General features: G+C 60.5%; 22 protein-coding genes. All 22 read left to right on the top strand.

Annotation, left to right across the window (positions count from 1 at the left end; genetic code table 11):
* Positions 1 to 179: 179 nt before the first annotated feature.
* A complete protein-coding gene (locus tag PMX72_RS09400; RefSeq protein ID WP_271729779.1) occupies positions 180 to 1,106 on the top strand; it encodes a transporter substrate-binding domain-containing protein in 927 nt (308 codons plus the stop codon).
* A gap of 9 nt (positions 1,107 to 1,115) precedes the next feature.
* Complete coding sequence (locus PMX72_RS09395; protein ID WP_271729780.1) at positions 1,116 to 2,264, top strand: amino acid ABC transporter permease; 1,149 nt, start codon at positions 1,116 to 1,118, stop codon at positions 2,262 to 2,264.
* Positions 2,265 to 2,286: 22 nt separating this feature from the next.
* Complete coding sequence (locus PMX72_RS09390; RefSeq protein WP_117637675.1) at positions 2,287 to 3,072, top strand: amino acid ABC transporter ATP-binding protein; 786 nt, start codon at positions 2,287 to 2,289, stop codon at positions 3,070 to 3,072.
* A gap of 71 nt (positions 3,073 to 3,143) precedes the next feature.
* On the top strand, positions 3,144 to 4,571 hold the full coding sequence (locus PMX72_RS09385) for a M20/M25/M40 family metallo-hydrolase (RefSeq protein WP_271729781.1): 1,428 nt from the start codon (positions 3,144 to 3,146) through the stop codon (positions 4,569 to 4,571).
* A gap of 291 nt (positions 4,572 to 4,862) precedes the next feature.
* Positions 4,863 to 5,930 carry a peptide chain release factor 1 gene (gene prfA, locus PMX72_RS09380; protein WP_271729782.1) on the top strand — a complete coding sequence of 356 codons (1,068 nt, stop codon included), beginning with the start codon at positions 4,863 to 4,865 and terminating at the stop codon, positions 5,928 to 5,930.
* 589 nt (positions 5,931 to 6,519) lie between these two features.
* Complete coding sequence (locus PMX72_RS09375) at positions 6,520 to 7,794, top strand: N5-glutamine methyltransferase family protein (RefSeq protein WP_117635551.1); 1,275 nt, start codon at positions 6,520 to 6,522, stop codon at positions 7,792 to 7,794.
* A 68-nt stretch (positions 7,795 to 7,862) separates the two neighbouring features.
* On the top strand, positions 7,863 to 8,048 hold the full coding sequence (locus PMX72_RS10330; protein WP_089573106.1) for a type II toxin-antitoxin system HicA family toxin: 186 nt from the start codon (positions 7,863 to 7,865) through the stop codon (positions 8,046 to 8,048).
* Positions 8,015 to 8,506: a type II toxin-antitoxin system HicB family antitoxin gene (locus tag PMX72_RS09370; protein ID WP_128620077.1), complete on the top strand. Its 492-nt coding sequence runs from the start codon at positions 8,015 to 8,017 to the stop codon at positions 8,504 to 8,506. Before PMX72_RS10330 ends, PMX72_RS09370 begins: the two co-directional genes overlap by 34 nt.
* A 134-nt stretch (positions 8,507 to 8,640) precedes the next feature.
* Positions 8,641 to 9,384, top strand: a complete 744-nt coding sequence (locus PMX72_RS09365; RefSeq protein ID WP_089573104.1) for an L-threonylcarbamoyladenylate synthase — start codon at positions 8,641 to 8,643, stop codon at positions 9,382 to 9,384.
* A 13-nt stretch (positions 9,385 to 9,397) separates the two neighbouring features.
* Positions 9,398 to 10,939, top strand: a complete 1,542-nt coding sequence (gene glpK / locus PMX72_RS09360; RefSeq protein WP_089573103.1) for a glycerol kinase GlpK — start codon at positions 9,398 to 9,400, stop codon at positions 10,937 to 10,939.
* Positions 10,940 to 11,062: 123 nt separating this feature from the next.
* Positions 11,063 to 11,710, top strand: a complete 648-nt coding sequence (upp, locus tag PMX72_RS09355; RefSeq protein WP_271729783.1) for a uracil phosphoribosyltransferase — start codon at positions 11,063 to 11,065, stop codon at positions 11,708 to 11,710.
* 280 nt (positions 11,711 to 11,990) lie between these two features.
* Positions 11,991 to 12,302 carry a hypothetical protein gene (locus PMX72_RS09350; RefSeq protein ID WP_035138788.1) on the top strand — a complete coding sequence of 104 codons (312 nt, stop codon included), beginning with the start codon at positions 11,991 to 11,993 and terminating at the stop codon, positions 12,300 to 12,302.
* 3 nt (positions 12,303 to 12,305) lie between these two features.
* Positions 12,306 to 13,109: a F0F1 ATP synthase subunit A gene (gene atpB, locus PMX72_RS09345; protein WP_271729784.1), complete on the top strand. Its 804-nt coding sequence runs from the start codon at positions 12,306 to 12,308 to the stop codon at positions 13,107 to 13,109.
* Between the two features lie 124 nt (positions 13,110 to 13,233).
* Entirely contained in the window at positions 13,234 to 13,428 is a 195-nt protein-coding gene (locus tag PMX72_RS09340) for an ATP synthase subunit c family protein (RefSeq protein WP_022094262.1), read from the top strand.
* Between the two features lie 15 nt (positions 13,429 to 13,443).
* A complete protein-coding gene (atpF, locus tag PMX72_RS09335; protein ID WP_006235712.1) occupies positions 13,444 to 14,046 on the top strand; it encodes a F0F1 ATP synthase subunit B in 603 nt (200 codons plus the stop codon).
* Positions 14,036 to 14,512 (top strand): F0F1 ATP synthase subunit delta, encoded by a 477-nt coding sequence (locus tag PMX72_RS09330; RefSeq protein ID WP_271729785.1) that lies wholly within the window; start codon positions 14,036 to 14,038, stop codon positions 14,510 to 14,512. Before atpF ends, PMX72_RS09330 begins: the two co-directional genes overlap by 11 nt.
* Entirely contained in the window at positions 14,512 to 16,110 is a 1,599-nt protein-coding gene (gene atpA / locus PMX72_RS09325; protein WP_117797576.1) for a F0F1 ATP synthase subunit alpha, read from the top strand. Before PMX72_RS09330 ends, atpA begins: the two co-directional genes overlap by 1 nt.
* A 5-nt stretch (positions 16,111 to 16,115) precedes the next feature.
* The gene (gene atpG, locus PMX72_RS09320; protein ID WP_006235716.1) at positions 16,116 to 17,024 is read left to right on the top strand and encodes an ATP synthase F1 subunit gamma; all 909 of its coding nucleotides are present in this window, start codon (positions 16,116 to 16,118) and stop codon (positions 17,022 to 17,024) included.
* Positions 17,024 to 18,478, top strand: coding sequence for a F0F1 ATP synthase subunit beta (gene atpD / locus PMX72_RS09315; protein ID WP_006235717.1), 1,455 nt, complete (start codon positions 17,024 to 17,026; stop codon positions 18,476 to 18,478). Before atpG ends, atpD begins: the two co-directional genes overlap by 1 nt.
* A 3-nt stretch (positions 18,479 to 18,481) precedes the next feature.
* Positions 18,482 to 18,874 (top strand): ATP synthase F1 subunit epsilon, encoded by a 393-nt coding sequence (atpC, locus tag PMX72_RS09310; RefSeq protein WP_006235718.1) that lies wholly within the window; start codon positions 18,482 to 18,484, stop codon positions 18,872 to 18,874.
* Positions 18,875 to 18,962: 88 nt separating this feature from the next.
* Positions 18,963 to 20,246, top strand: coding sequence for a UDP-N-acetylglucosamine 1-carboxyvinyltransferase (gene murA, locus PMX72_RS09305; protein WP_117766713.1), 1,284 nt, complete (start codon positions 18,963 to 18,965; stop codon positions 20,244 to 20,246).
* Between the two features lie 12 nt (positions 20,247 to 20,258).
* Positions 20,259 to 21,494 (top strand): LCP family protein, encoded by a 1,236-nt coding sequence (locus PMX72_RS09300; RefSeq protein ID WP_117716383.1) that lies wholly within the window; start codon positions 20,259 to 20,261, stop codon positions 21,492 to 21,494.
* Positions 21,495 to 21,629 lie beyond the last annotated feature (135 nt).

The following is a 21,629-nucleotide window of genomic DNA, read 5'->3' as shown; positions in this document are numbered from 1 at the left end:
CAAGGCATGACCAGAAGGTCTATGCCTTGCCTTTTTCATGCCAAGTGGTACATGGGGACAGGTTACTTTGTGCCAATCGTCCTCGTGTGTCTATTAATTTTTCGCGCACATGCCGCGCTGCTGGTTGTTGACGTATATCCTGTCTTATTGTCAGCAAAACGAAATTGGGAAGGCACCAGATGAAACCTCGACTACAGCGCGACGCGCAGGCCCAGCCGGTGTGCAGTCGTCGCATCTTCCTGGGTAGCGCCCTCGCTGCGAGCGCTTCCGTCGTCGCCGGCGCGCTTGCCGGCTGCCAGCGCCCGTCCACGCTCAAGGTGGTCCAGCCCACCACGGGCGGCGGTCGCGAAGACCTGTCCGATTCCGTGATCGGCAAGGACAAGATCCGCATTGGCATGGAGGCGGCCTACGCCCCATACAACTGGCAGGTCTCCGAGGCCAGCGAGTACACCATCCCCATCGACAACGTGCAGGGCGCTTATGCCGATGGTTACGATGTTCAGATCGCAAAGATCCTCTGCAAGGCCCTTGGCGGCGAGCCCGTTGCCGTCAAGCAGAGCTTCTCGGGCCTCATCGATTCGCTCAACAACGGCCAGATCGACCTCATCATCGCCGGCATGAGCGCCACGCCTGAGCGCGAGGAGTCCGTCGGCTTTTCCGATCCGTACTTCATTGGCTACTTTGGCCTGTTCGTAAAAGAGGGCTCGCCCTACCAAAGCGCGACCAAGCTCAGCGACTTTAGCGGCGCCACGGTGCTCGGCCAAAAGGACACGATGCTCGATACCGTCATCGACGAGATCCCGGGCGTCGTTCACAAGAATCCGGTCGATTCGGTGCCCACGGTGTTTTCGAACCTGCTGCAGGGCACCTGCGACGCCGTTACCTACAACACCGAAAACGAGAAGGGCTATATGGCCCAAAACCCGGGCATTGTGCCCATTCGCTTTGCGGAGGGCGAGGGCTTTAAGCAGGAGGTCACGTCAAACGTCGGCTGCCGCAAGGGCTCGGACAAGCTGCTCAAACTTATCAATAAGACGCTTAAGGGCGTTAGCCAAGAGGAACGCGACCAGATGTGGGACGCGTGCCTCGACCGTCAGCCGGCATAGGGAGGCAGCATGAAAGCTATCAATCGTCTGGCCTCCTTTATCAAGGCCGACCACCGTTATGTGTATCTAGGCACGAGCGCTATCGCGGCGCTCGGTCTGGCGTTTAGTCAGCGCAACCCCACGCCGCTGAGCTTCTTGGCACCCACGGGCGTGTTCCAGGACTGCCTCTGGGCGATTCTGTGGGCTTGGATTGTCGTGTCGGCGGCAGCACTCGTCACCAAGCTTATGCATTGGAACGACTATCGCCAAAAGTCGCCGTTTGCATCCGAGCGCTGTCGTCGCGGTGCGCGCCTGGGCAGCTATGTCGTCGTTGCTATTGCGGCGATCTTCTTTATCGACCGTTGCGTCATGTCGTTTATCGACCTGGTGCAGGTGAGCATTGTCTCGGACTCCAACCCCAGCGACTTTTTGTCGAGCCTGGTCTACATGACCTACAAGAGCGGGGACTTCTTTATCCGCGGCATCGAGATCACCATCGCACTTGCGACCTTCGGTACCGTCATCGCTTTTTTCCTTGCGCTGCTCTTTGTGTTTTTGCGCATTCAGACCTTCGATCGCGTGGACAACGACCTGGTGCGCTTCTTTAAGAGTGTCGGCCGCGGCTTTGCGACCATCTACTCCACCATCGTGCGTGGCACGCCCATGATGGTCCAGGGCCTACTCATCTATTACGCGGGCTTCACCGTTTTGCGCGGCATGGGCTTCGAGACCGCCCAGGCCAACCAGATCTGGAGTACCTTCACTGCCGGCCTCGTCACCATCTCGCTCAACTCTACCGCCTACATGATGGAGGTCCTGCGCGGCGGCATCGAGTCCATCGACCCCGGTCAGGCCGAGGCAGCGCGCTCGCTGGGTCTGTCACAGTGGCAAGCCATGCGCAAGGTCGTGTTCCCCCAGGGCATTAAAAATGCGATTCCGGCGCTCACCAACGAGCTCATCATCAACATCAAGGATTCGTCGGTGCTTTCGGTCATCGGCGTGTTTGACCTCATGTACGCTACTACCACGGTCGCCGGCGTGTACTACCGCCAGATGGAGGTCTACTGCGTGGCGCTCGTGGTCTACCTGATCCTGACGCTCGTGGCGAGCCGCCTGCTCGAGGCCTTTGGCAAAAAGCTTGGCGCCGAGGCCCCGGCAACGCTGCCCAGCTCCAACTAGGCTCAAGACGAGGAGAATCATCATGGCAGATACCGCCACTACCGGCACCGCGGCCGCCGCACAGACCAATGAGCCGCTTATCCGCGTCGAGGGCCTGCGCAAGAGCTTTGGCTCGCTCGAGGTGCTTAAGGGCATCGACCTCGCTGTCAATCCCGGCGAGGTCGTCACCATTATCGGCGCCTCGGGCTCGGGCAAGTCGACCTTCCTGCGCTGCCTCAACCTGCTCGAGACCCCGGACGCGGGCCACATCTGGTTCCACGGCCAGGACCTTACGGCCGAGCGCTGCAATATCAATAAGCTGCGCGAGGACATCGGCATGGTGTTCCAGGGCTTCAACCTGTTCAACAATATGGACGTGCTCGACAACTGCACGCTCGCGCCCGTCACGCTCAAAAAGATGAGCAAGGCCGAGGCCGAGAAGGTCGCGATGGAGCATCTGGCGAGCGTGGGACTCGAAAAGTTCGCGCACGCCGCCGTGGGTCGCCTGTCCGGTGGTCAAAAGCAGCGTGTGGCCATCGCTCGTGCCCTGTGCATGAATCCGCAGATCATGCTGTTTGACGAGCCGACCTCGGCGCTCGACCCCGAGATCGTGGGCGAGGTGCTCGAGGTCATGCGCAAGCTCGCTGCCGACGGCATGACCATGGTCGTCGTCACGCATGAGATGGCCTTTGCCCGAACCGTATCCGACCGCGTGGTCTTTATGGACAAGGGCGTGGTACTCGAGGACGCCGCGCCGGCCGAGCTCTTCGGCAATCCCAAGCACCAGCGCACTCGCGAGTTCCTCTCGCGCTATCTCGAGGACAAATAACCGGCGCAAACGCCTACGTTGCAGGGCCGCTCCCGTGGGGCGGCCTTTGTCGTCACAATCGAAAGGATGTCATGGCCGAGGTTTGGCGCTTCTTTGCGCATGAGGACGATTTTGCCGATATGGACGAGGCCGGCGCGTGCGAGCGCTTGGGCCGCGTGCTGTCGTTTCCGACCATCTCGAGCATGGATGCCGAGGCGGTGGACTGGCAGCCCTTCGACGACCTGCGCGCCTATATGCAGCAGGCCTGGCCGCGCGTGTTTGCGGCGGGCGAGGTCGAGCTTATCGACCACTCGCTGTTGGTGACGCTTGGCGGTTCCGACTCCGCCCTCAAACCCGTCATGCTCATGGGCCACATGGACGTGGTCCCCGTGGTGCCGGGTACCGAGGCCGACTGGACGCACGCCCCCTTTAGCGGACAGGTGGACGAAACCTACATTTGGGGTCGCGGCGCTATCGACATGAAGGATCAGGTCGCAGGCATTCTCGAGGCGGTTGAGTATGCGTTGGCGCACGGCTGGGAGCACAAGCGTTCGCTGTTGCTCGCCTTTGGCCAGGACGAGGAAACCACGCAGTACGGCGCTGGAGCTATCGGCCGCGTGCTCGAGGAGCGCGGTGTTGAACTTGAATATCTGATCGACGAGGGTGACTACCGTATTGTTTCGGCTGCCGAGTACAACGCGGGCAAGGGTTGGCTCATGCACGCCGACCTGGCTGAGAAGGGTTATGCCGACATTGTGCTCAAGACAAAGAGCGCGGGTGGGCATTCTTCCAACCCCTACGGCGGCACGTCGCTCGAGGTGTTGAGCCGTGCCATCACCGCAATCTGCGATATCGAGTGGCCGACGCTCGTCACGGACCTGCTTGCCGCACAGCTCGTCGAGCTGGAGCTCTACACGGCCGACGAGATTGCTTCCAACAAGGACGCCATCGTGCGCGAGTGCCTCGCCAGCAAGAAGCTCTATCCGCTCGTGACCACCACCTGTGCACCGACCCAAATCGAGGGCGGTAGCACCGGTGCTAACGTGATGCCGCAGGATATGTGGGCCAATATCAATTTCCGCATGCTCGAGGGCACGAGTGTGGCCGATGTCGTGGCCTGCTGCCGCGTCGCCGTTGCCGAGGCGGGGCTCGCCGACCGTGTCGAGATCGAGCTCGGTCCTGGCAGCTCCGAACCCTCGCCGTCTCCGCGCATCGGCGGACCGGGACTCGAGACCGTCCGCGCCATCGCCGCCCGCTATTTCCGTGATCCAGAGGGGACGGAGGAAAACGGATCATCAGCGGCGGGCGGAGCTCCTATCGGTATCGTTCCCTCGACCGTGATTGGCGCGACCGATGCTGCCAACTACCAGCGCATTTGCCCCGAGTGCATTCGCTTCTCGGCCTTTGTGGTAGACGATGACGAGTGCGAGCGCGGTGTCCACGGCACCAACGAGCGCATCACCCGCCGCGCCTACCTCCAGGGCGTACGCTTTTTCATCGCTCTGCTTCAAACGCTCTAGAATGTGACAAAGCGACAGTCCCTTTGTTAGCCGTTGGGGACGTTCTTAAACGACTAGTCGTTAATGAACGTCCCCAACGGCTATGTCCACTCATTCCGTGCGGGTTATATGCAGGTTTGCCTGCGCACGCTATCATGTATGGGTTAGACCGCAACTATGTACCCCATACGCGAAGGGATGCGCATGTATCTGAAGATCGACATGTTCTAGCCGGGCTTACCCCCGCAGCGGCGCCGCGCGCCCCATCAACTCTGCCGATTTTCACCTTCACGCATATAAAGGAGTCCCGCCATGCGCGACAAGCTCGAAAAGATCATCAAGGCCTATGAGGAGCTCGAGAAGAAGCTTTCCGACCCGGCCGTTGCCTCCGACATCAAGGAGTTCACGCGTCTCAACAAGGAGTACGCGCACCAGTCCGACCTCATCGCCGCCTCGCGCGAGTACATCGGCGCGCTCGATGACATCGAGGCTGCCAAGGAAATGCTCCACGATACGACCGATGCCGATGAGAAGGAGATGCTCCAGATGGACATCTCCGAGAACGAGGAGAAGCTTCCCCAGCTCGAGGAAGACATTAAGTACATGCTCATCCCGAGCGACCCCAACGACGACAAGAACACCATCGTCGAGATTCGCTCCGCCGCCGGTGGCGACGAGGCGGCTATCTTTGCCGGCGATCTGTACAAGATGTATCAGCGCTTCTGCGAGTCGCGCGGCTGGAAGACCACCGTGCTCGACTCCAGCCCCAGCGAGGCCGGCGGCTTTAAGTCCATCGAGTTCAAGGTCGAGGGCGACCGCGTCTACTCCGTCATGAAGTTCGAGTCCGGCGTGCACCGCGTCCAGCGCGTTCCCAAGACCGAGTCCCAGGGTCGCATCCAGACCTCCACGGCAACCGTCGCCGTGCTTCCCGAGGCCGAGGAGATCGACGTTCAGATCAACCAGTCCGACCTGCGCATCGATACCTACTGTGCCTCCGGCCCTGGCGGTCAGTGCGTTAACACCACCTACTCCGCCGTGCGCATCACCCACCTGCCCACCAACACCGTGGTGCAGTCGCAGGAACAGCGCTCCCAGATCCAGAACCGCGAAGTCTGCATGCAGATGCTGCGCGCCCGTCTGTACGAGATGGAGCTCGAGAAGCAGCAGGCGGAGCTCGGTGCCGAGCGCCAGAGCCAGATCGGCCACGGCAACCGTTCCGAGAAGATCCGTACCTACAACCAGCCCCAGGACCGCGTGACCGATCACCGCATCGGCTTCAACTCCACCTACAACGGCGTCCTCCTGGGCGACCAGCTCGGCACCGTCATCGAGGCGCTCGCCGCCGCCGAGCGTGCCGAGAAGCTGGCACAGGCCGTGTAGGTTACGCGGTTTTACAAACCGCGTAACGACTCGACGCTGCGCGCCGCCCAGAGCGACAATTTGTCATTCAAAAGGCAAGGCATGACCAGAAGGTCTATGCCTTGCCTTTTTCATGCCAACTTGTTCGCTCTGGACGTCGCTCGCTGACATTGCCAAAACATCGGCGTTTCCTTGGTTGTCAAATGATTCGTAGGGAGTCATTGGTGACATTGCCTTGATATTTTATTCAGTCGGCTGTGATGTCATTTGAGCTGCTTACCTGCTTAAGGTAATTGACGGCATAAGTCCGCTATCGAAAATATTGCTCAAAATATCGTTCAAGAAGTCGCGGAGCGATTTTTGATGGGTCGTGCGTCAAGCGATGTGGCAAGTTCTTGGTTAGATATTGGTCAGTTTTGGGGCAACCTTGCCAAAAGCTTGACGAATGCAAATTTAGACGTCAGCGAATGAACACTTTGAGCGAGCTCGGTGCAAAATTCTGGGCTGATTCTCGATAATCGCCTTCAATCGCCCCTTGCCAAGCGCTGGCCTCGCTTACAATCTGCTCCGACATTCGCGCGCCGTCCGGCGCTTAAGAGGGGAGGGCCCCATGGCAAACGAGATTTGGACCATCAAGCGTTGTCTCGAGTGGACCAAGGAGTACCTGGCCGAGCGCGGCGAGGAGCACCCCCGTCTTTCTGCCGAGTGGCTGCTGTGCGCCGCCACGGGCCTGGCGCGCATTGACCTATATATGCGTATGGACGAGACGCTTAACGCGGCCCAGCTCGAGACCATGCATGCGGCCGTTGTCCGCCGCGCTAAGGGCGAGCCGCTGCAATACATCACGGGCAGCACGCAGTTTCGCATGATCGACGTCGCGTGCGCCCCCGGTGTGCTCATTCCGCGCCCCGAGACCGAGATGCTCGTCGAGGAAGTCCTCAATTATCTGGATGCCGAGGTACTGAGCCCCGAGGCCGCTGCCCGTCAGCGTGTTGAGCTGCCTTGGAACGATGAGGTCGAGGAGGCACGCAAGGCCGAGGCCGCATTGGCCGACGAGCGAGCGACGGCCGAGCGCCGTGCCGCCAACCTCACAGCTGCCGACGAGGCGGCGCTAGGCGGCGATGTGCTGGGCAGTCGCGCTTATGCCGAGGAACTGGCCGATCGCGAGGCCGAGGAAGCCGCCGCGCAGGCGGCAGAAGCCGAAGCGGCAGAAGCAGAGGCCATGGAAACCCCCGAGCCCGAGCTCGACGAATACGGCATCGCCATTGAGGACAACGACCAACAGGCGACTCCCGCGCAAGATGCCGCCGAGGCCAACGTATCTGCCCCAGCCGAGCCCCGCACTGCCCGCGTTCTCGAGGTCGGCTGCGGCACGGGCTGCATTTCGCTCTCCCTTGCCTGGGAGCGCCGCGGCCACGTTACCTGCACTGCTACCGATATCGAGCCGCGCGCCATCGATCTGGCCACCAAAAACCGTGATGCGCTTGGCCTCACGTCCGACGAGGTCGCCTTCAGCCTCACAAACCTGGTGAGTTCCATTCCCCGCGAAGAGTGGGGCACCTTTGATGTGCTCGTCTCCAACCCACCTTACATCCCGACCGACGTCATGCGCTCGCTGCCGCATGAGGTCAAGGACTTTGAGCCCGATCTGGCGCTCGAGGGCGGTGCCGACGGTCTCGATATCTTCCGCCGCCTGCTCAACGCGGCGCCCTACATGCTGCGTGCCGGCGGCCTGTTTGCCTGCGAGCTCTACGAGGGCGCGCTCGACGCCGCGGCCGAGCTCTGTCGTCAAGCAGGCCTTTCGGACGTGCGTATCGTCCACGACCTCACCGATCGCCCCCGCATTGTCCGAGCCATCGTCACCGAGCCCAAGCAACGCCAGTAATATTTATTAACTGGTTAGCAAAAATTATAAAGTAGTTTATAATTAGGACGGCTGAAAGAGGTCGGCCCATGCAACCTCCTACCTTTCGGGAAATCATTGCCCTACTCAAGCACGATGGATTCGTGAAGGTCGCGCAAGTCGGTAGTCATGCTAAGTATGTTTCTGGTGACCGCGTTGTCACCGTGAACGGCTCTGGTGGTGATCGACCAAAGAAGGGCACGTGGGCAAGTATTCGTCGCCAAGCTGGATGGTAGTTGGAGGCAAAATGAGGCAGCGATTTACCTATGACTGCGTTCTCATAAAAGAAGACGATGGTTACTGCGCTAGCTTCCCGCAGATTCCCGGCGCCTTTGCCGATGGCGATACGCGCGAAGAAGCGATTGCCCATGCCACCGAGGCACTGATGGCGTTTTTGGCCGACGACCTCAACAACGGTTTGACTCCGGCAGGGTACGAACGCTCGGCCGAGGTCGTGGCCCTTTCAGTCGAAATCGACCACGAGGACGCTCGGGAAGCGGCGTGCCGAACATTTAAAGACGCAGCGCTGGACCTCAAAGTCTCCGCTCCGCGGATTACCGCGCTGGTCAAAGCCGGAAAGCTCGATGTTGAACTCGTCGACGGCCGTCGGATGATAACGATAGACAGCATCGAGCGTTACGCCGCCCAAGAACGTCACGCCGGCAGGCCAAAGAAGTTTGTCGCAGTCCAATAACCCCCTCACTTTCACCGACTACTAGAGCCGCTCACCAAACCAACATGCGCTCTGGGCAAATAGGTTGAACGTTTCGTGCGAGAATGCCCCACAGTAAACAAACTTGCACCAGAGCGTAAGGGGCTGGCATACACATGCAGACGGTCTATCGGGTATACGAGGGAACGCGTGAGCCGCATCGGCTTGCCGTCGAGCGCACGGCCGAGGTGCTCGGCCGCGGCGGCCTGGCTTTGATCCCGACCGAGACCGTCTACGGTGTCGCCGTGGCAGTCAACGCCTTCTCGGACGCCGTGCCCCAAGATACAAGCGAATTCCCATCGTGGCCGCGCGATCCGCAGGCTGCCGTCAATGGCGCCGCAGTTCCTGCGCTCGGCACCGGCTATCGCCGTATCTTCACTCTCAAGCAACGTGAACTCACGCAAACCGTCGCTTGGCTGGTCGATGGCGTCGAAGCACTCGACCGCTATGGCGTGGATATCCCGGAAGATGCCCGCATACTCGCGCGACGATGCTGGCCGGGAGCCCTGACTATCGTGGTCAAGGCAGCTCCCTGCGTGCCGACCTTTATGCGCGCTGCCGACGACACGGTGGCACTTCGCGCTTCGGCCTCGCCCGTGGTGCAGGCGCTCATTCGCGCCTGTGGCAGCCCCCTTGCCTGCACCAGCGCCAACACGCATGGCGCGCCCGCGCCGGCAAGTTTTATCACGGTGGAGGGTCGCATCCTGGAGGGGGTCGATGTTGCCGTCGACGCCGGTGAGACCCCGTGTCGCGACGCCTCGACCATCGTGTCGTTTCAGCACGGCGAGCTCCAGATCCTGCGCCAAGGCGCACTTCCCGCATCAGAGATCGAACGGGTCCTGTCCGACCCGATGCAATAGAAAGGTTTAAGCGATGTCGTTGAATCTGGGCAGCCTGGGCATGGAAGATGCCTCGTTTGACTTTGGCGGTTCCTACATCATGGCGCTCGACTGCGGCACCACCTCGGTACTTGCGACCATCGTCGACGAGTACGGCTGCATCGTCGCGCAGGCACGTCGCAGCGTCAAAACCAGCTTTCCGCGTCCCGGCTGGGTGGAGCAAGACCCCATGGCGGTCCTTGCTAGCCAGATCGCCGTCATGATGGAAGTCCAGTTTAAGAGCGGTATCCACTCCGACCGCATTGCCGCCATCGGCATCTCCAACCAGCGCGAGACCACGGTGGTCTGGGATCGCGTGAGCGGTCAGCCGATCTATAACGCTATCGTATGGCAGTGCCGCCGTACCGCACCTCTGATCGACGAGCTTGTCGAGCAGGGCGCAGAAGGGCTGGTGCGCTCCCGCACGGGACTCACGCTCGACCCGTATTTCTCGGCCTCCAAGGTGCAGTGGATTCTCGACAACGTCGACGGCGCACGCGAAAGCGCGGCGGCGGGCGACCTCATGTTTGGCACCATCGACACCTGGCTCATCTACAACCTCACCGGCGGCCAGGTCTTTGCCACCGACTACACCAATGCCAGCCGCACGGCACTCTTTAATATCCATACGCTTGATTGGGACGACGACCTGCTGGCACTCTTTGACGTTCCACGTTCCATGATGCCCGAGGTTCGCTGGAGCTCGGGCGACTACGGCCGCGTCGCGAGCGACATCATGACCAACATGCCGCCCATCATGGGCGTGGCGGGTGACCAACAGGCGTCGCTGTTCGGCCACTGCTGTTTCCGTCCCGGCCAGACCAAAAACACCTATGGCACGGGTTGCTTTATGCTCATGAACACCGGCGACGAGATCGTCGAATCCAAGAATGGCCTGGTCTCCACCATCGGTATCGCTGCGGACGGCAAAGTCAGCTATGCGCTCGAGGGCTCTATTTTTGCCGCCGGCTCAACGATGAACTGGCTTCGCAACAACATGGGCATCATCTCGAGCGTGAGCGAGTCGGCACAACTCGCTGCTTCGATTAGCGACAACGAGGGCTGCTACTTCGTTCCCGCCTTTGCGGGTTTGGGTGCTCCCTGGTGGGACCCGCATGCTCGCGGTATCGTGTGCGGTCTGACCGGCGCCTCGAGCCGTGCGACCATCGTACGTGCCGCCTGCGAATCCATGGCATATCAGAGCTACGACGTGCTGCGCGCCATGGAGCAGGACGTGGGGCTTTCGATTGAGCGCCTGTCTGTCGATGGCGGTGCCTCGCGCAACGAGTTCATCATGCAATTCCAGGCCGACCTGCTGGATATCCCCGTGCTGCAATGCGAGACGGTGGAGACCACGGCAATCGGTGCCGCGTACTTGGCGGGTCTTGCCGTCGGCTATTGGGAAGACCTGGAAGAGCTGGAGCAAAATGCCCAGATCGTTAGGACCTTCCTTCCCCACATGTCCGCCGAGCGCCGCGAGCAAAACCTTGCGGGCTGGCGTGATGCAGTCAGGCGCTCGCTCAGCACCTCACAGTAGGGCTGCGATGGGCTGCTCGATACAACAAACCGCTAAACTAATGCATGGCGTGCGGCGGCAACATTGCTGCGCGCCTTGTCAGCAAGGCCGTTTTGCGGCCGCAACGAAAGGGGCAATCAATCCATGACCGTCACCTACGATGCGTCCCGTGTGACGCTTGTCGATCACCCGCTCGTCCAGCACAAGCTGTCGATCCTGCGCGACAAAAACACCGGCACCAACCAGTTCCGCCAGCTCGTGCGCGAACTCGCGCTTTTTGACGGCTACGAGGCCATGCGCGACCTGCCTATGGAAGACGTCGAGGTCGAGACCCCCATCACTACCGCCACGTTCAAACAGCTTGCCGGCAAGAAACTCGCCATCGTGCCCATCCTGCGTGCGGGCCTTGGCATGGTCGACGGCATCCTCGACCTGGTGCCCTCCGCTCGCGTGGGTCACATCGGCATGGAGCGCGACGAGGTCACCCACGAGCCGCACGAGTATTACTGCAAGGTGCCCAAGGATATCGACCAGCGCATCTGCCTGGTCGTCGACCCCATGCTTGCCACGGGCGGTTCGGCCGAGATGGCCATCAGCTACCTGCGCGAGCGCGGTGTCAAGGACATCCGCATGCTGTGCATCGTCGCGGCCCCCGAGGGCCTCAAGTCGCTGACCGAGAAGGACCCAGATGTGCATATCTATACCTGCGCCATCGACGACCATCTCAACGAGGCTGCCTACATCGTTCCCGGCCTCGGCGACGCCGGCGACCGCATCTACGGCACGCTCTAGTCGCTGGGCTAAACGGCCGCGGCTGCAAATACGAAGAAACGGTGCGCGCGGACGAACAAAAGGCGACCGCGCGCACTCCTGTTAACGGACGTTTTGCCCTGCAGGGTTCGAGAAAAACGTATTACCGTACCTGCGGCATAAAGAAGGTCTTAAGAAAACGAACAGGTGCGTATTAACCGATGCTTTTTCGGTTGTACTTTAGCGATTGGCTCGTACAATAGTCACCAATGTTTGGCGGGAACTGTTCTGTGAAGCGTTAAAAAGGAAAGTGAGGACGCCAGTGTTTCAGATAGCCGATCTGCTCGCTATCGTTGCAGGCGCCATCGCGGGCGCAATTGCCTTCCTTCCCTTTGTCTTTACGCTCAAGCCGGTTCTTGACGATAAACAGAATGCGGACATGCTCAAGGGTATGGTGAGTCTGGCGGTCTCGGCAATCGCCCTGCTCGTCTTTACCTTGGTTGTGTTTGTGTTGTTCGGAGAGGCATTTCGCATGTTCCTCCTGGGCGAGGCGATCGGCTTCGTGGCCTTTATGGCCGCCTGCGCGGTTCGTGTCGCCAAGGCGCTGCGAGATCCTCATGAGGTCGAAAGGTAAGTCGTGGAAATTTTTGAAAAGCTGCCTGATGAGATTAATCATCTGGTCAGCGAGTTCAGCTCCACCCCTGTCGTGGGCGATCTGAGCTGCGGCATCACGCAGTACTCGTTTTGGCTGATCGTCTCCACGATCGTGCTCCTGATCGTCCTGGCCGTGTTCAAGAAGAAGCAGACCCTGGTTCCCAAGGGCTTCTTCGTCAACGGTTTCGAGTACATCATCGAGTACGTCGAGAACGATATCGGCAAGGGCGTCGTGGGTGAGAACTGGAAGAAGCACTTCCCGTTCCTGTGCTCGCTTTTCCTGTTCATCCTGATCAATAACATGATCGGCCTGATTCCGGGAATGAAGCCCGGCACCGGCGCAATCGGCTCCACCGCCGCACTCGCCATTTTCGCCTTCGTGTACTTCATCTACTACGGATGCAAGGCTCACGGCGTGATCGGCTACACCAAGAGCCTCGCCCCGCAGGGCGTGAGCTTCCCGATGAACGTGCTCGTGTGGGTCGTCGAGCTTTTCTCGACCTTCCTGCGCCTCATCACGCTCGCCGTCCGTCTGTTCTGCAACATGTTCGCAGGACACGTGGTCATGGGCTCGTTCGCCATCATGGCGAGCATGTTCATGCAGCCGCTGCTTCAGCAGGTTTCCGCGGCCCACGCCGTCGGCGCCCTGCCTTCGCTGGCCTGGCTTGCCATCCTCATCCTGATCTATGCGATCGAGCTTGTGGTCGGCGCCATCCAGGCTTACGTCTTCACGGTCCTTACCGCCGTGTATGTCTCCGAGGCAGAGGAGGTCGCGGAGGAGGAGTAGTCTTCCGTTCGCGCCTTAAAGGTAAGGTAATTCGTTAAACCGCCGGTGCCCGTACCCATGGAGCCCGGCAGTTATAAAAAGGTTATCCTGCGTGAAATAAGACACGCACGACAAAGGAGGAATCGTGGGAGTTATCGGTTACGGTCTCGGTGTTATCGGCGCTGGTCTTGCTATCGGCCTGTCTGCTCTGGGTGCTACGGGCGCTATGGCCCGTCAGCCTGAGGTCCAGGGCCGCGTGTTCACCGTCTTCATTATGGGCTCCGCCTTCGGCGAGGCTCTGGCTCTGATCGGCTTCGTTGTCGCGCTGATCGTTAAATAGCACGGAGCGTCAAGTATGAATCTTTCATCCCAGAAGAGCGCGATCGCACTCTCCGCGTCCGCGGCCGCGCTGCTCATGCCGGTTTCCGCGTTCGCCGAGGACGGCGCTGCCGGTGCGGACATCCTCATCCCTAAGATGGCGGAGTTCATCCCGGCGCTTATCGCCTTCCTGATTATCTGGATCGTGCTGGCCAAGGTCGCCCTGCCGGGCATCATGAAAACCATGGAGGAGCGCGGCAAGAAGATCGAGGAGAGCCTCGACGAGGCCGAGAAGACCAAGCAGGAGGCTATCGCCAAGCGCGCTGAGTCCGACTCGATTGTCACCGACGCCCGTCGTCAGGCTGCCGACATCGTTCTCGAGGCCCGTAAGGACGCCGAGTCCGAGCGCGCCCGTATCATCGAGGCTGCTCACAAGGAGGCCGAGGAGATCATCGCCAAGGCCCATACGACCGTCGAGGACGAGCGCAAGTCCATTTACGCCGGTGCCGCGAGCTCCATCGCCGACCTGTCCGTTGCCGTCGCCACCAAGATCGTGGGCGAGGCACTCGAGGACGATGCCGAGCAGAAGAAGCTCATCGAGCGCTACATCCAGGAAGCAGGTAGCCTGAATGCCGACTAGCCGCTATCAGGACAAGGTGCTCGAGACCTACGCGCGCTCCCTTCTGGAAGCCGCTAAGGCCGAGAACCATGTGTTCGAGGACCTCGAGATGATCGAGCGCTTGGCTTCTGCCAGCCCCGAGATCATCGCCGTGCTCGACACCATGTCCAAGCGCGACCAGCTCGACCTTCTTCCCAAGGTGGCAGCTGCCTTTAAGTATGTTGCCGAGGAAGACGAGGATGTAGTGGGCGTGACCGTCACCACGGCGATCCCGCTCGACGACGAGCTGCGTCAAACCATCACTAAGAAATGCGAGCAGGACTTCGGCCGCAAGGTATTCCTTATCGAGCAGGTCGACCCGTCTATCATGGGCGGCCTGGTGCTCGAGGCCCGCGGCGAGCGTCGTGACATTTCCGTCAAGACGCAGCTGCGCATCGCGCAGGAGACCCTCGCAAACTCTGCTAATTCGTACGGAGGTGAAGCCTAATGTCCGAAACCCTCAATGCCCAGGATATCGCCAAGAAACTGCAGGAGCAGCTCACGAGCCTCTCCGCGACGGTCGATACGCATGAGGTTTCAACGGTCGACGAGGTAGGCGACGGCATCGCGCGCGTCTCCGGCCTCAAGAGCGCCATGGCAGGCGAGCTTCTGGAGTTCAAGAGCTCCGATACCGGTGAGACCGTCTTCGGCCTTGCCCAGAACCTTGACCGTGACGAGGTCGGCGCCGTTCTGTTCGGTGCCGTCGACTCCATCAAGGAAGGCGACGAGTGCCGCACCACTGGCCGCATTATGGATATCCCCGTGAGCCGTGCCATGCTCGGCCGCGTCGTCAATCCGCTCGGCCAGCCCATCGACGGCCTGGGCGACATCGTCGCCACGCACCGTCGCCCCATCGAGTTCAAGGCTCCCGGCGTCATCGATCGTACCCCGGTGTGCGAGCCGGTTCAGACCGGTCTGCTCGCTATCGACTCCATGGTGCCTATTGGCCGCGGTCAGCGTGAGCTCATCATCGGCGACCGTAAGACCGGTAAGACCGCCATCGCCATCGACGCTATCCTCAACCAGCGCGGCAAGGGCATGGTCTGCATCTATGTCGCCATCGGCCAGAAGGCCTCCACGGTTGCCAACATCCGCGAGACCCTCGCTCAGCACGGTGCGCTCGACTACACCATCATCGTTTCGGCCACCGCTGCCGATTCCGCCCCTATGCAGTACATCGCGCCTATGGCCGGTGCCGCTATCGGCGAGTTCTTCATGTACAACGGCGAGGACGGCAAGCCCGCCAGCGAGACCAACCCCGGCGGCCACGTGCTCGTCATCTACGACGACCTGTCCAAGCAGGCTGTGGCCTACCGTCAGATGTCGCTGACGCTGCATCGTCCGCCCGGACGCGAGGCCTATCCTGGCGACATCTTCTACCTGCACTCTCGTCTGCTCGAGCGTGCCGTCAAGATGTCCAAGAAGAACGGTTACGGCTCCATGACGGCACTGCCGATCATCGAGACCCAGGACGGCGACGTCTCGGCCTACATTCCGACCAACGTCATTTCCATTACCGATGGTCAGATCTACCTGCAGTCCGAGCTCTTCTTCCAGGGTCAGCGCCCGGCAGTCGACGTGGGCATCTCCGTGTCCCGCGTCGGTGGCGATGCGCAGACCAAGGCTATGAAGCAGGTTGCCGGCAACCTTCGCCTGGACCTCGCTTCGTACCAGGAGCTCGCTGGCTTTACGCAGTTCGGCTCCGACCTCGACGAGGCTACTCAGAAGCAGCTGACCCATGGTGCTCGCATGACCGAGCTCCTGAAGCAGCCGCGTTACAAGCCGTTTGAGGTTGGCGAGCAGATCGTTACGCTGTTCGCTGGCAACGAGGGCTTCCTGGATGACCTGGAGATCGCCGACGTGCTGCCCTTCCGTGCCGAGCTCATCGAGTACATGGACAATGGCTTTGGTTCGCTGCTCGACAAGGTTCGCGTCAAGAAGATCGATGATGACACCAAGGCTGAGCTCTTGCGCGTCATCGGCGACTTCAAGCAGCAGTTCATGGCCAAGCACCATTCGGATGTTTCTGGATCAGAGGAGAACTAAGCCCCATGGCCAACCTTCGCGACATTAAGAAGCGAATCTCCTCGGTTACCACGACCAAGCAGATCACGCGCACGATGGAGATGGTCTCTACGGCCAAGATCCGTCGTGCCCTCGATCGCTCCAAGCAGGCCGAGCCCTATAAGGAGGCGCTGACCGACGTCATGTTGACGGTCGCCGGCGACGCCTCCTGTTCGGGCACCGATCCCATGCTGCAGAAGCATGAGAGCGTCAAGCATGGCCTGATTGTCGTTATTGCCTCGGACCGCGGCCTTGCCGGCGGTTTCAATACGACGGTGGAGCGCACGGCCGAAAAGCTCGCCGCTTCTTGGGCGAACGACGGCATCGAGTGCGAGATCATCGCGTGCGGGCGTAAGCCGGCCACGTATTTCCGTGACCGCGCAAACGTCGTCATGCACTTTGAGGGCAACTCCTCTGAGCCCGATTTCAATCAGGCCCGCATGATCTCCTCTCATATCTGCGATGCGTATCGTGCCGGTGAGCTTGACCGTGTCGAGCTTGTCTACCACCACGCCAAGAACCGCGTGGATCAGGAGCTTCGCGTCGAGCATCTGTTGCCGCTCGACCCCGAGATGATCGCTATGGCCCACGGTCCGCGTAAGAACGAGACCGACGCCCCTAAGCGCATCTCGTCCACGTTCGAGTTCGTGCCCTCTCCCGAGCATGTTCTCGGCAAGCTTGTGCCGTCTTATATCCTGACGGTCATCTACCAGGCCCTGATCGATTCGGCGGCTGCCGAGCAGGGTGCACGCCGCAAGGCCATGCACTCCGCGACGGAAAACGCCACCGCGATCATCTCGACCCTTACCCGCACGTATAGTCGCGTGCGCCAGGCTTCGATCACGACCGAGATTAACGAGATCGTCGGCGGAGCCTCAGCATTGGAGGAACAGTAATGGCTAATAACACCGTAAAGCTTGCGGTCGAGGAAGCCACCAAGAAGACGACTGCCGGTGATGGTCGCATCGTGCGAATCATCGGCCCTGTCGTCGACGTCAAGTTTGACGGCGCGGTGCCCCCGATCTACAACGCGCTCACGGTCGAGGCCGAGACCCCGATCGGTCATCTGAGCACGATCCTTGAGGTCGAGAGCCAGCTTCCGGGCGGCGTCGTCCGCACGGTCGCCATGTCCTCGACCGACGGCCTGCAGCGCGGCCTCATCGCCACCGATACCGGTGAGCCCATGAAGATGCCCGTTGGTCCCAAGACGCTCGGTCGCATTTGGAACGTCATGGGCAAGCCCGTCGACGGCAAGCCCATGCCCGAGGTGGAGGAGTTCTACCCCATCCACCATGCAGCGCCCCGCTTTGACGAGCTCACCACCAAGACCGAGATCTTCGAGACCGGCATCAAGGCCGTCGACCTGCTCGAGCCCTACATCCGTGGCGGCAAGACCGGCCTGTTCGGCGGCGCCGGCGTCGGCAAGACCGTTCTGATTCAGGAGCTTATCAACAACCTCGCCCAGGAGCACGGCGGCACCTCGGTGTTCACCGGTGTCGGCGAGCGTACCCGCGAGGGCACCGACCTGTTCCTCGAGATGAGCGAGTCTGGCGTTATCGACAAGACCTGCTTGGTTTATGGTCAGATGAACGAGCCGCCTGGAGCGCGTCTGCGCATCGGTCTGGCCGGCCTTACCACCGCTGAGTACTTCCGCGATCGCGGCCAGGACGTCCTGCTGTTCATCGACAACATCTTCCGCTTCTCCCAAGCGGGTTCCGAGGTTTCCGCACTGCTGGGCCGTATGCCGTCCGCCGTTGGTTACCAGCCCACACTGGCTACCGAGATGGGTGACCTCCAGGAGCGCATTACCTCGACCAAGACGGGATCCATTACCTCCGTCCAGGCTGTCTACGTCCCCGCAGACGACCTGACCGACCCGGCGCCTGCCACGACGTTTACGCACCTCGACGCCACCACGGTTCTTTCGCGTAGCATTTCGTCGCTCGGCCTGTTCCCGGCTATCGACCCGCTCGCATCTTCCTCCGACGCTCTCGATCCCTCGATCGTCGGCGAGGAGCACTACCGTGTCGCCGTCAAGGTCCAGGAGCTCCTGCAGGAGTACTCCGACCTTCAGGACATCATCGCCATTCTGGGTATGGACGAGCTGTCCGAGGAGCAGCGCCTTACGGTCAACCGTGCCCGTAAGATTCAGCAGTTCCTCTCGCAGTCCTTCCACGTCGCCGAGAAGTTCACCGGCAACCCCGGTGTCTACGTCCGCGTCGAGGATACCGTCCGCTCTTTTGCCGAGATTGTCGACGGCAAGGCCGATGACCTGCCCGAGCAGGCTTTCCGCTATGCTTCCACGATTGAGGACGTGCGCGAGCGCGCCCGCAAGATGGGGGAGAAGTAGGTTATGCGTATCCGCATCGTGTGCCCCGTGAGCTGCGCCTATGAGGGCGACGCTGCGTTTGTGTCGATTCCGTCCACGGATGGCGAGTTTGGCGTCCTGCCTGCTCACTCCAGCGAGATCTGCACGATCGACCGCGGTTACGTTCGCGTTTCCGATAAGGCCATGGGCACTGTCGACCACACGTTTGCCGTGGCCGGCGGCTATGCCCAGGTTGCGGACGATGTCGTGACCGTTCTCGCCGAGCGCGCTTGCGATTTGGCGACCGTCGATGCCGACAAGCTTAAAGCTGATATTCAAGGTTTTGAAGAGAAGCTGGGTAATTTGTCGGAGGATGATGCACGCCGCGCCTACCTCTATAATGAAATCGCATGGTGTAAGCTCAAGCTTGCCCAATAGTCAAACGATTTAGCGTTCGACCATTTGCGAACACATCATGCCCGGGATGGCCCAGCCACCCCGGGCATGCTTTTTGAAAGGGTAGACCTTGGATATTATCCGCGTTGAGGGTGGCCACGCCATCGGAGGCTCCGTGCCCGTCTCGGGTGCCAAGAACTCCGCGCTCAAACTCATGGCGGCAACGCTTCTGGCGCCGGGCAAGACGACGCTGCAGAACGTGCCCGATATTTCCGATGTCCACGTGATGGGCAAGGTGCTCAAGGGCATGGGCGCTACGATCGATGTTCTCGACGAGCACACGCTCGAGATTGATACCTCTCAGGTCGATTCATGGGAGGCCCCCTACGAGCTCGTTGCCAAGATGCGCGCTTCCACCGCCGTCATGGGACCCCTGCTGGGCCGCTTCCATCGCGCCAAAATTGCCATGCCGGGCGGCTGCAACCTGGGTGCTCGCAAGATCGATATGCACATTCTTGGTCTTGAGGCCCTGGGCGTCGAGTTTGATACCGCCCACGGCTATATCAACGCCAGCGCGCCTCAGGGCCTGCGCGGCACCACCGTCACGCTCGAGTTCGCCAGTGTCGGTGCGACCGAGAACCTCATTATGGCATCCGTGCGCGCGCAGGGTACCACGGTTATCGACAATGCCGCCCGCGAGCCCGAGATCGTCGATCTCGCCAACATGCTCAACGAGATGGGCGCCAAGATTGTTGGCGCCGGTACGCCTGTCGTGACCATCGAGGGCGTGGAAGAGCTGCATCCTGTTACCCATCGCGTAGTGGGCGACCGCATCGAGGCCGGTACCTTTATCGTCGCCGGTGCGTTGATGGCAGACGATCGCGGTGTCGATGTCACGGGCTTTTGTCCCATTCACTTGGGTATGGTGCTCAAGAAGATGGAGCTCATGGGTATCGACTGCGAGCGCGTCGAGGATGGCGTCCATGTGAACCGTGCCGAGCGTATCAAGCCTGTCGACATCCAGACGCTTCCGTTCCCCGGCTTCCCGACCGACATGCAGGCACAAATTATGGTGCTCTCCGCCCTCTCCGGCGGCAGTTCCGTTATTACCGAGAACATCTTCGAGAATCGCTTTATGTTTGCCTCTGAGCTGGTGCGCATGGGTGCCGACATTCGTATCGAGAGCCATCATGCCATGATTCATGGCGTCAAGGGCTTCTCGGGTGCACAGGTTACCTCGCCCGATCTGCGCGGCGGAGCGGCCCTCGTCGTAGCGGGCTTGATCGCCGACGGGACGACCGAGGTTTCGGCTATCCATCACATCAAGCGCGGCTACGAGCAGTTTGTCGAAAAGCTGCAGGCGCTTGGCGCGCATGTCGAGCATGCTACCGTCCCCGATCCCGTCATCTACTAATACAGGTTGCCTATGTTTAATAAAAAGCCCCTCGCGGATACCACCACCCGAAGACCCTCAACTGGTGCGCAGGCCAAGATCTACAGTCGCGATAACGTGGCTCGCTATTCCGAGCGCGCTCGTCAACGTCGCCGTAGCCACACGATTCGTCACGTCGCGCTCATTGTCGTGCTTGGCGTGCTGCTGAGTGCCACTACCGCTGCCGGCCTGTGGTTTGCCACCATTATGGGCAAGCTCGGCGATTCTAATGTCATTACTGACAATCTGCGTCGGGTTCTGGTTGACACCGATGAGGCAAAGGATCCGTTCTACGTGCTGCTTCTTGGCACCGACGGCCGTCCGGGCGAGGATACGTATCGTGCCGACTCGATTATCCTGGCTCGCATCGACCCCACGCAAAAGCAGGCGACGCTCATTTCCGTTCCGCGCGACACCAAGGTCGAGTACAAGGGCGAGACCATGAAGATCAACGCCTGCCATACCGTTGGCGGCGCCGAGGCCATGGTCGAGGCGGTCAACGAGCTGTGCGGTGTTCAGATCTCCCACTATGCCGAGGTCAGCTTCGACGGTATGCAGGCGCTGATTGATTCGGTTGGCGGTATCGACATTAACGCAACCGATGATGTTGACGACCCCGAGCACCTGGATATTAAGATTACCGCTGGCCAGCAGCATATGGACGGTGCCACCGCCCTTACCTATGCCCGCTGCCGCTACACCTATGCCGACGGCGATTACACGCGCATGCGCCACCAGCGTCAGGTGCTTGGCGCCCTTGCCAACCAGATTCTCAATAACTTCGATGCCACGAAGATCTTTGGCCTGGTTAATTCGCTGTCCGATATGCTCGTAACCGATATGAGCGTTCAGGATATCGTGGCTACGGTCAATGCCATGCGCGGTATGGATGTCGACGGTATCTACTCGGCCAACCTGCCCTCGTACGCCGACGACAGCACCATGATCGACGGTGTGAGCTACGTCTTTGTCTACGAGGACGAGCTCAAGGAAATGATGGAGCGCGTCGATGCCGGCAAGGATCCCAAGGGTCCCAACACCATGGGTCTTTCCGACGGCTCCAGCTCTACGATCGGCGACCTCAGCAACAACACGTCTGACGACTACGCAAACGGCACCGCAACCTCATCGGTCAGCTCTGACGATTCCGATGGCTCAAGCGATTCGAGCGATTCGGACTACTACGAACAGCCCACCGGCGACGGCAACGGTTACGAGGCCAATTATTAGGGTTACGCGGGCTTACCAGCCCGCGTAACCAGTTGACGCTGCAAACCCGCCAGAGCGGCAATCTGCCTTTCAACTTCGGCGGCATGATCGAAAGATCAATGCCGCCTCGTTTCAAGGCACCTTGCTCGCTCTGGC

Source organism: Collinsella aerofaciens (genome assembly GCF_028207065.1).
GTDB lineage: Bacteria > Actinomycetota > Coriobacteriia > Coriobacteriales > Coriobacteriaceae > Collinsella > Collinsella aerofaciens_AR.
This window is presented reverse-complemented; position numbering and strand designations above follow the sequence as displayed.

Coding starts and splice junctions, on each gene's coding strand:
- PMX72_RS09400 (WP_271729779.1), top strand. CDS start 180: ATGAAACCTCGACTACAGCGCGACGCGCAGGCCCAGCCGGTGTGCAGT.
- PMX72_RS09395 (WP_271729780.1), top strand. CDS start 1,116: ATGAAAGCTATCAATCGTCTGGCCTCCTTTATCAAGGCCGACCACCGT.
- PMX72_RS09390 (WP_117637675.1), top strand. CDS start 2,287: ATGGCAGATACCGCCACTACCGGCACCGCGGCCGCCGCACAGACCAAT.
- PMX72_RS09385 (WP_271729781.1), top strand. CDS start 3,144: ATGGCCGAGGTTTGGCGCTTCTTTGCGCATGAGGACGATTTTGCCGAT.
- prfA (WP_271729782.1), top strand. CDS start 4,863: ATGCGCGACAAGCTCGAAAAGATCATCAAGGCCTATGAGGAGCTCGAG.
- PMX72_RS09375 (WP_117635551.1), top strand. CDS start 6,520: ATGGCAAACGAGATTTGGACCATCAAGCGTTGTCTCGAGTGGACCAAG.
- PMX72_RS10330 (WP_089573106.1), top strand. CDS start 7,863: ATGCAACCTCCTACCTTTCGGGAAATCATTGCCCTACTCAAGCACGAT.
- PMX72_RS09365 (WP_089573104.1), top strand. CDS start 8,641: ATGCAGACGGTCTATCGGGTATACGAGGGAACGCGTGAGCCGCATCGG.
- glpK (WP_089573103.1), top strand. CDS start 9,398: ATGTCGTTGAATCTGGGCAGCCTGGGCATGGAAGATGCCTCGTTTGAC.
- upp (WP_271729783.1), top strand. CDS start 11,063: ATGACCGTCACCTACGATGCGTCCCGTGTGACGCTTGTCGATCACCCG.
- atpF (WP_006235712.1), top strand. CDS start 13,444: ATGAATCTTTCATCCCAGAAGAGCGCGATCGCACTCTCCGCGTCCGCG.
- PMX72_RS09330 (WP_271729785.1), top strand. CDS start 14,036: ATGCCGACTAGCCGCTATCAGGACAAGGTGCTCGAGACCTACGCGCGC.
- atpA (WP_117797576.1), top strand. CDS start 14,512: ATGTCCGAAACCCTCAATGCCCAGGATATCGCCAAGAAACTGCAGGAG.
- atpG (WP_006235716.1), top strand. CDS start 16,116: ATGGCCAACCTTCGCGACATTAAGAAGCGAATCTCCTCGGTTACCACG.
- atpD (WP_006235717.1), top strand. CDS start 17,024: ATGGCTAATAACACCGTAAAGCTTGCGGTCGAGGAAGCCACCAAGAAG.
- atpC (WP_006235718.1), top strand. CDS start 18,482: ATGCGTATCCGCATCGTGTGCCCCGTGAGCTGCGCCTATGAGGGCGAC.
- PMX72_RS09300 (WP_117716383.1), top strand. CDS start 20,259: ATGTTTAATAAAAAGCCCCTCGCGGATACCACCACCCGAAGACCCTCA.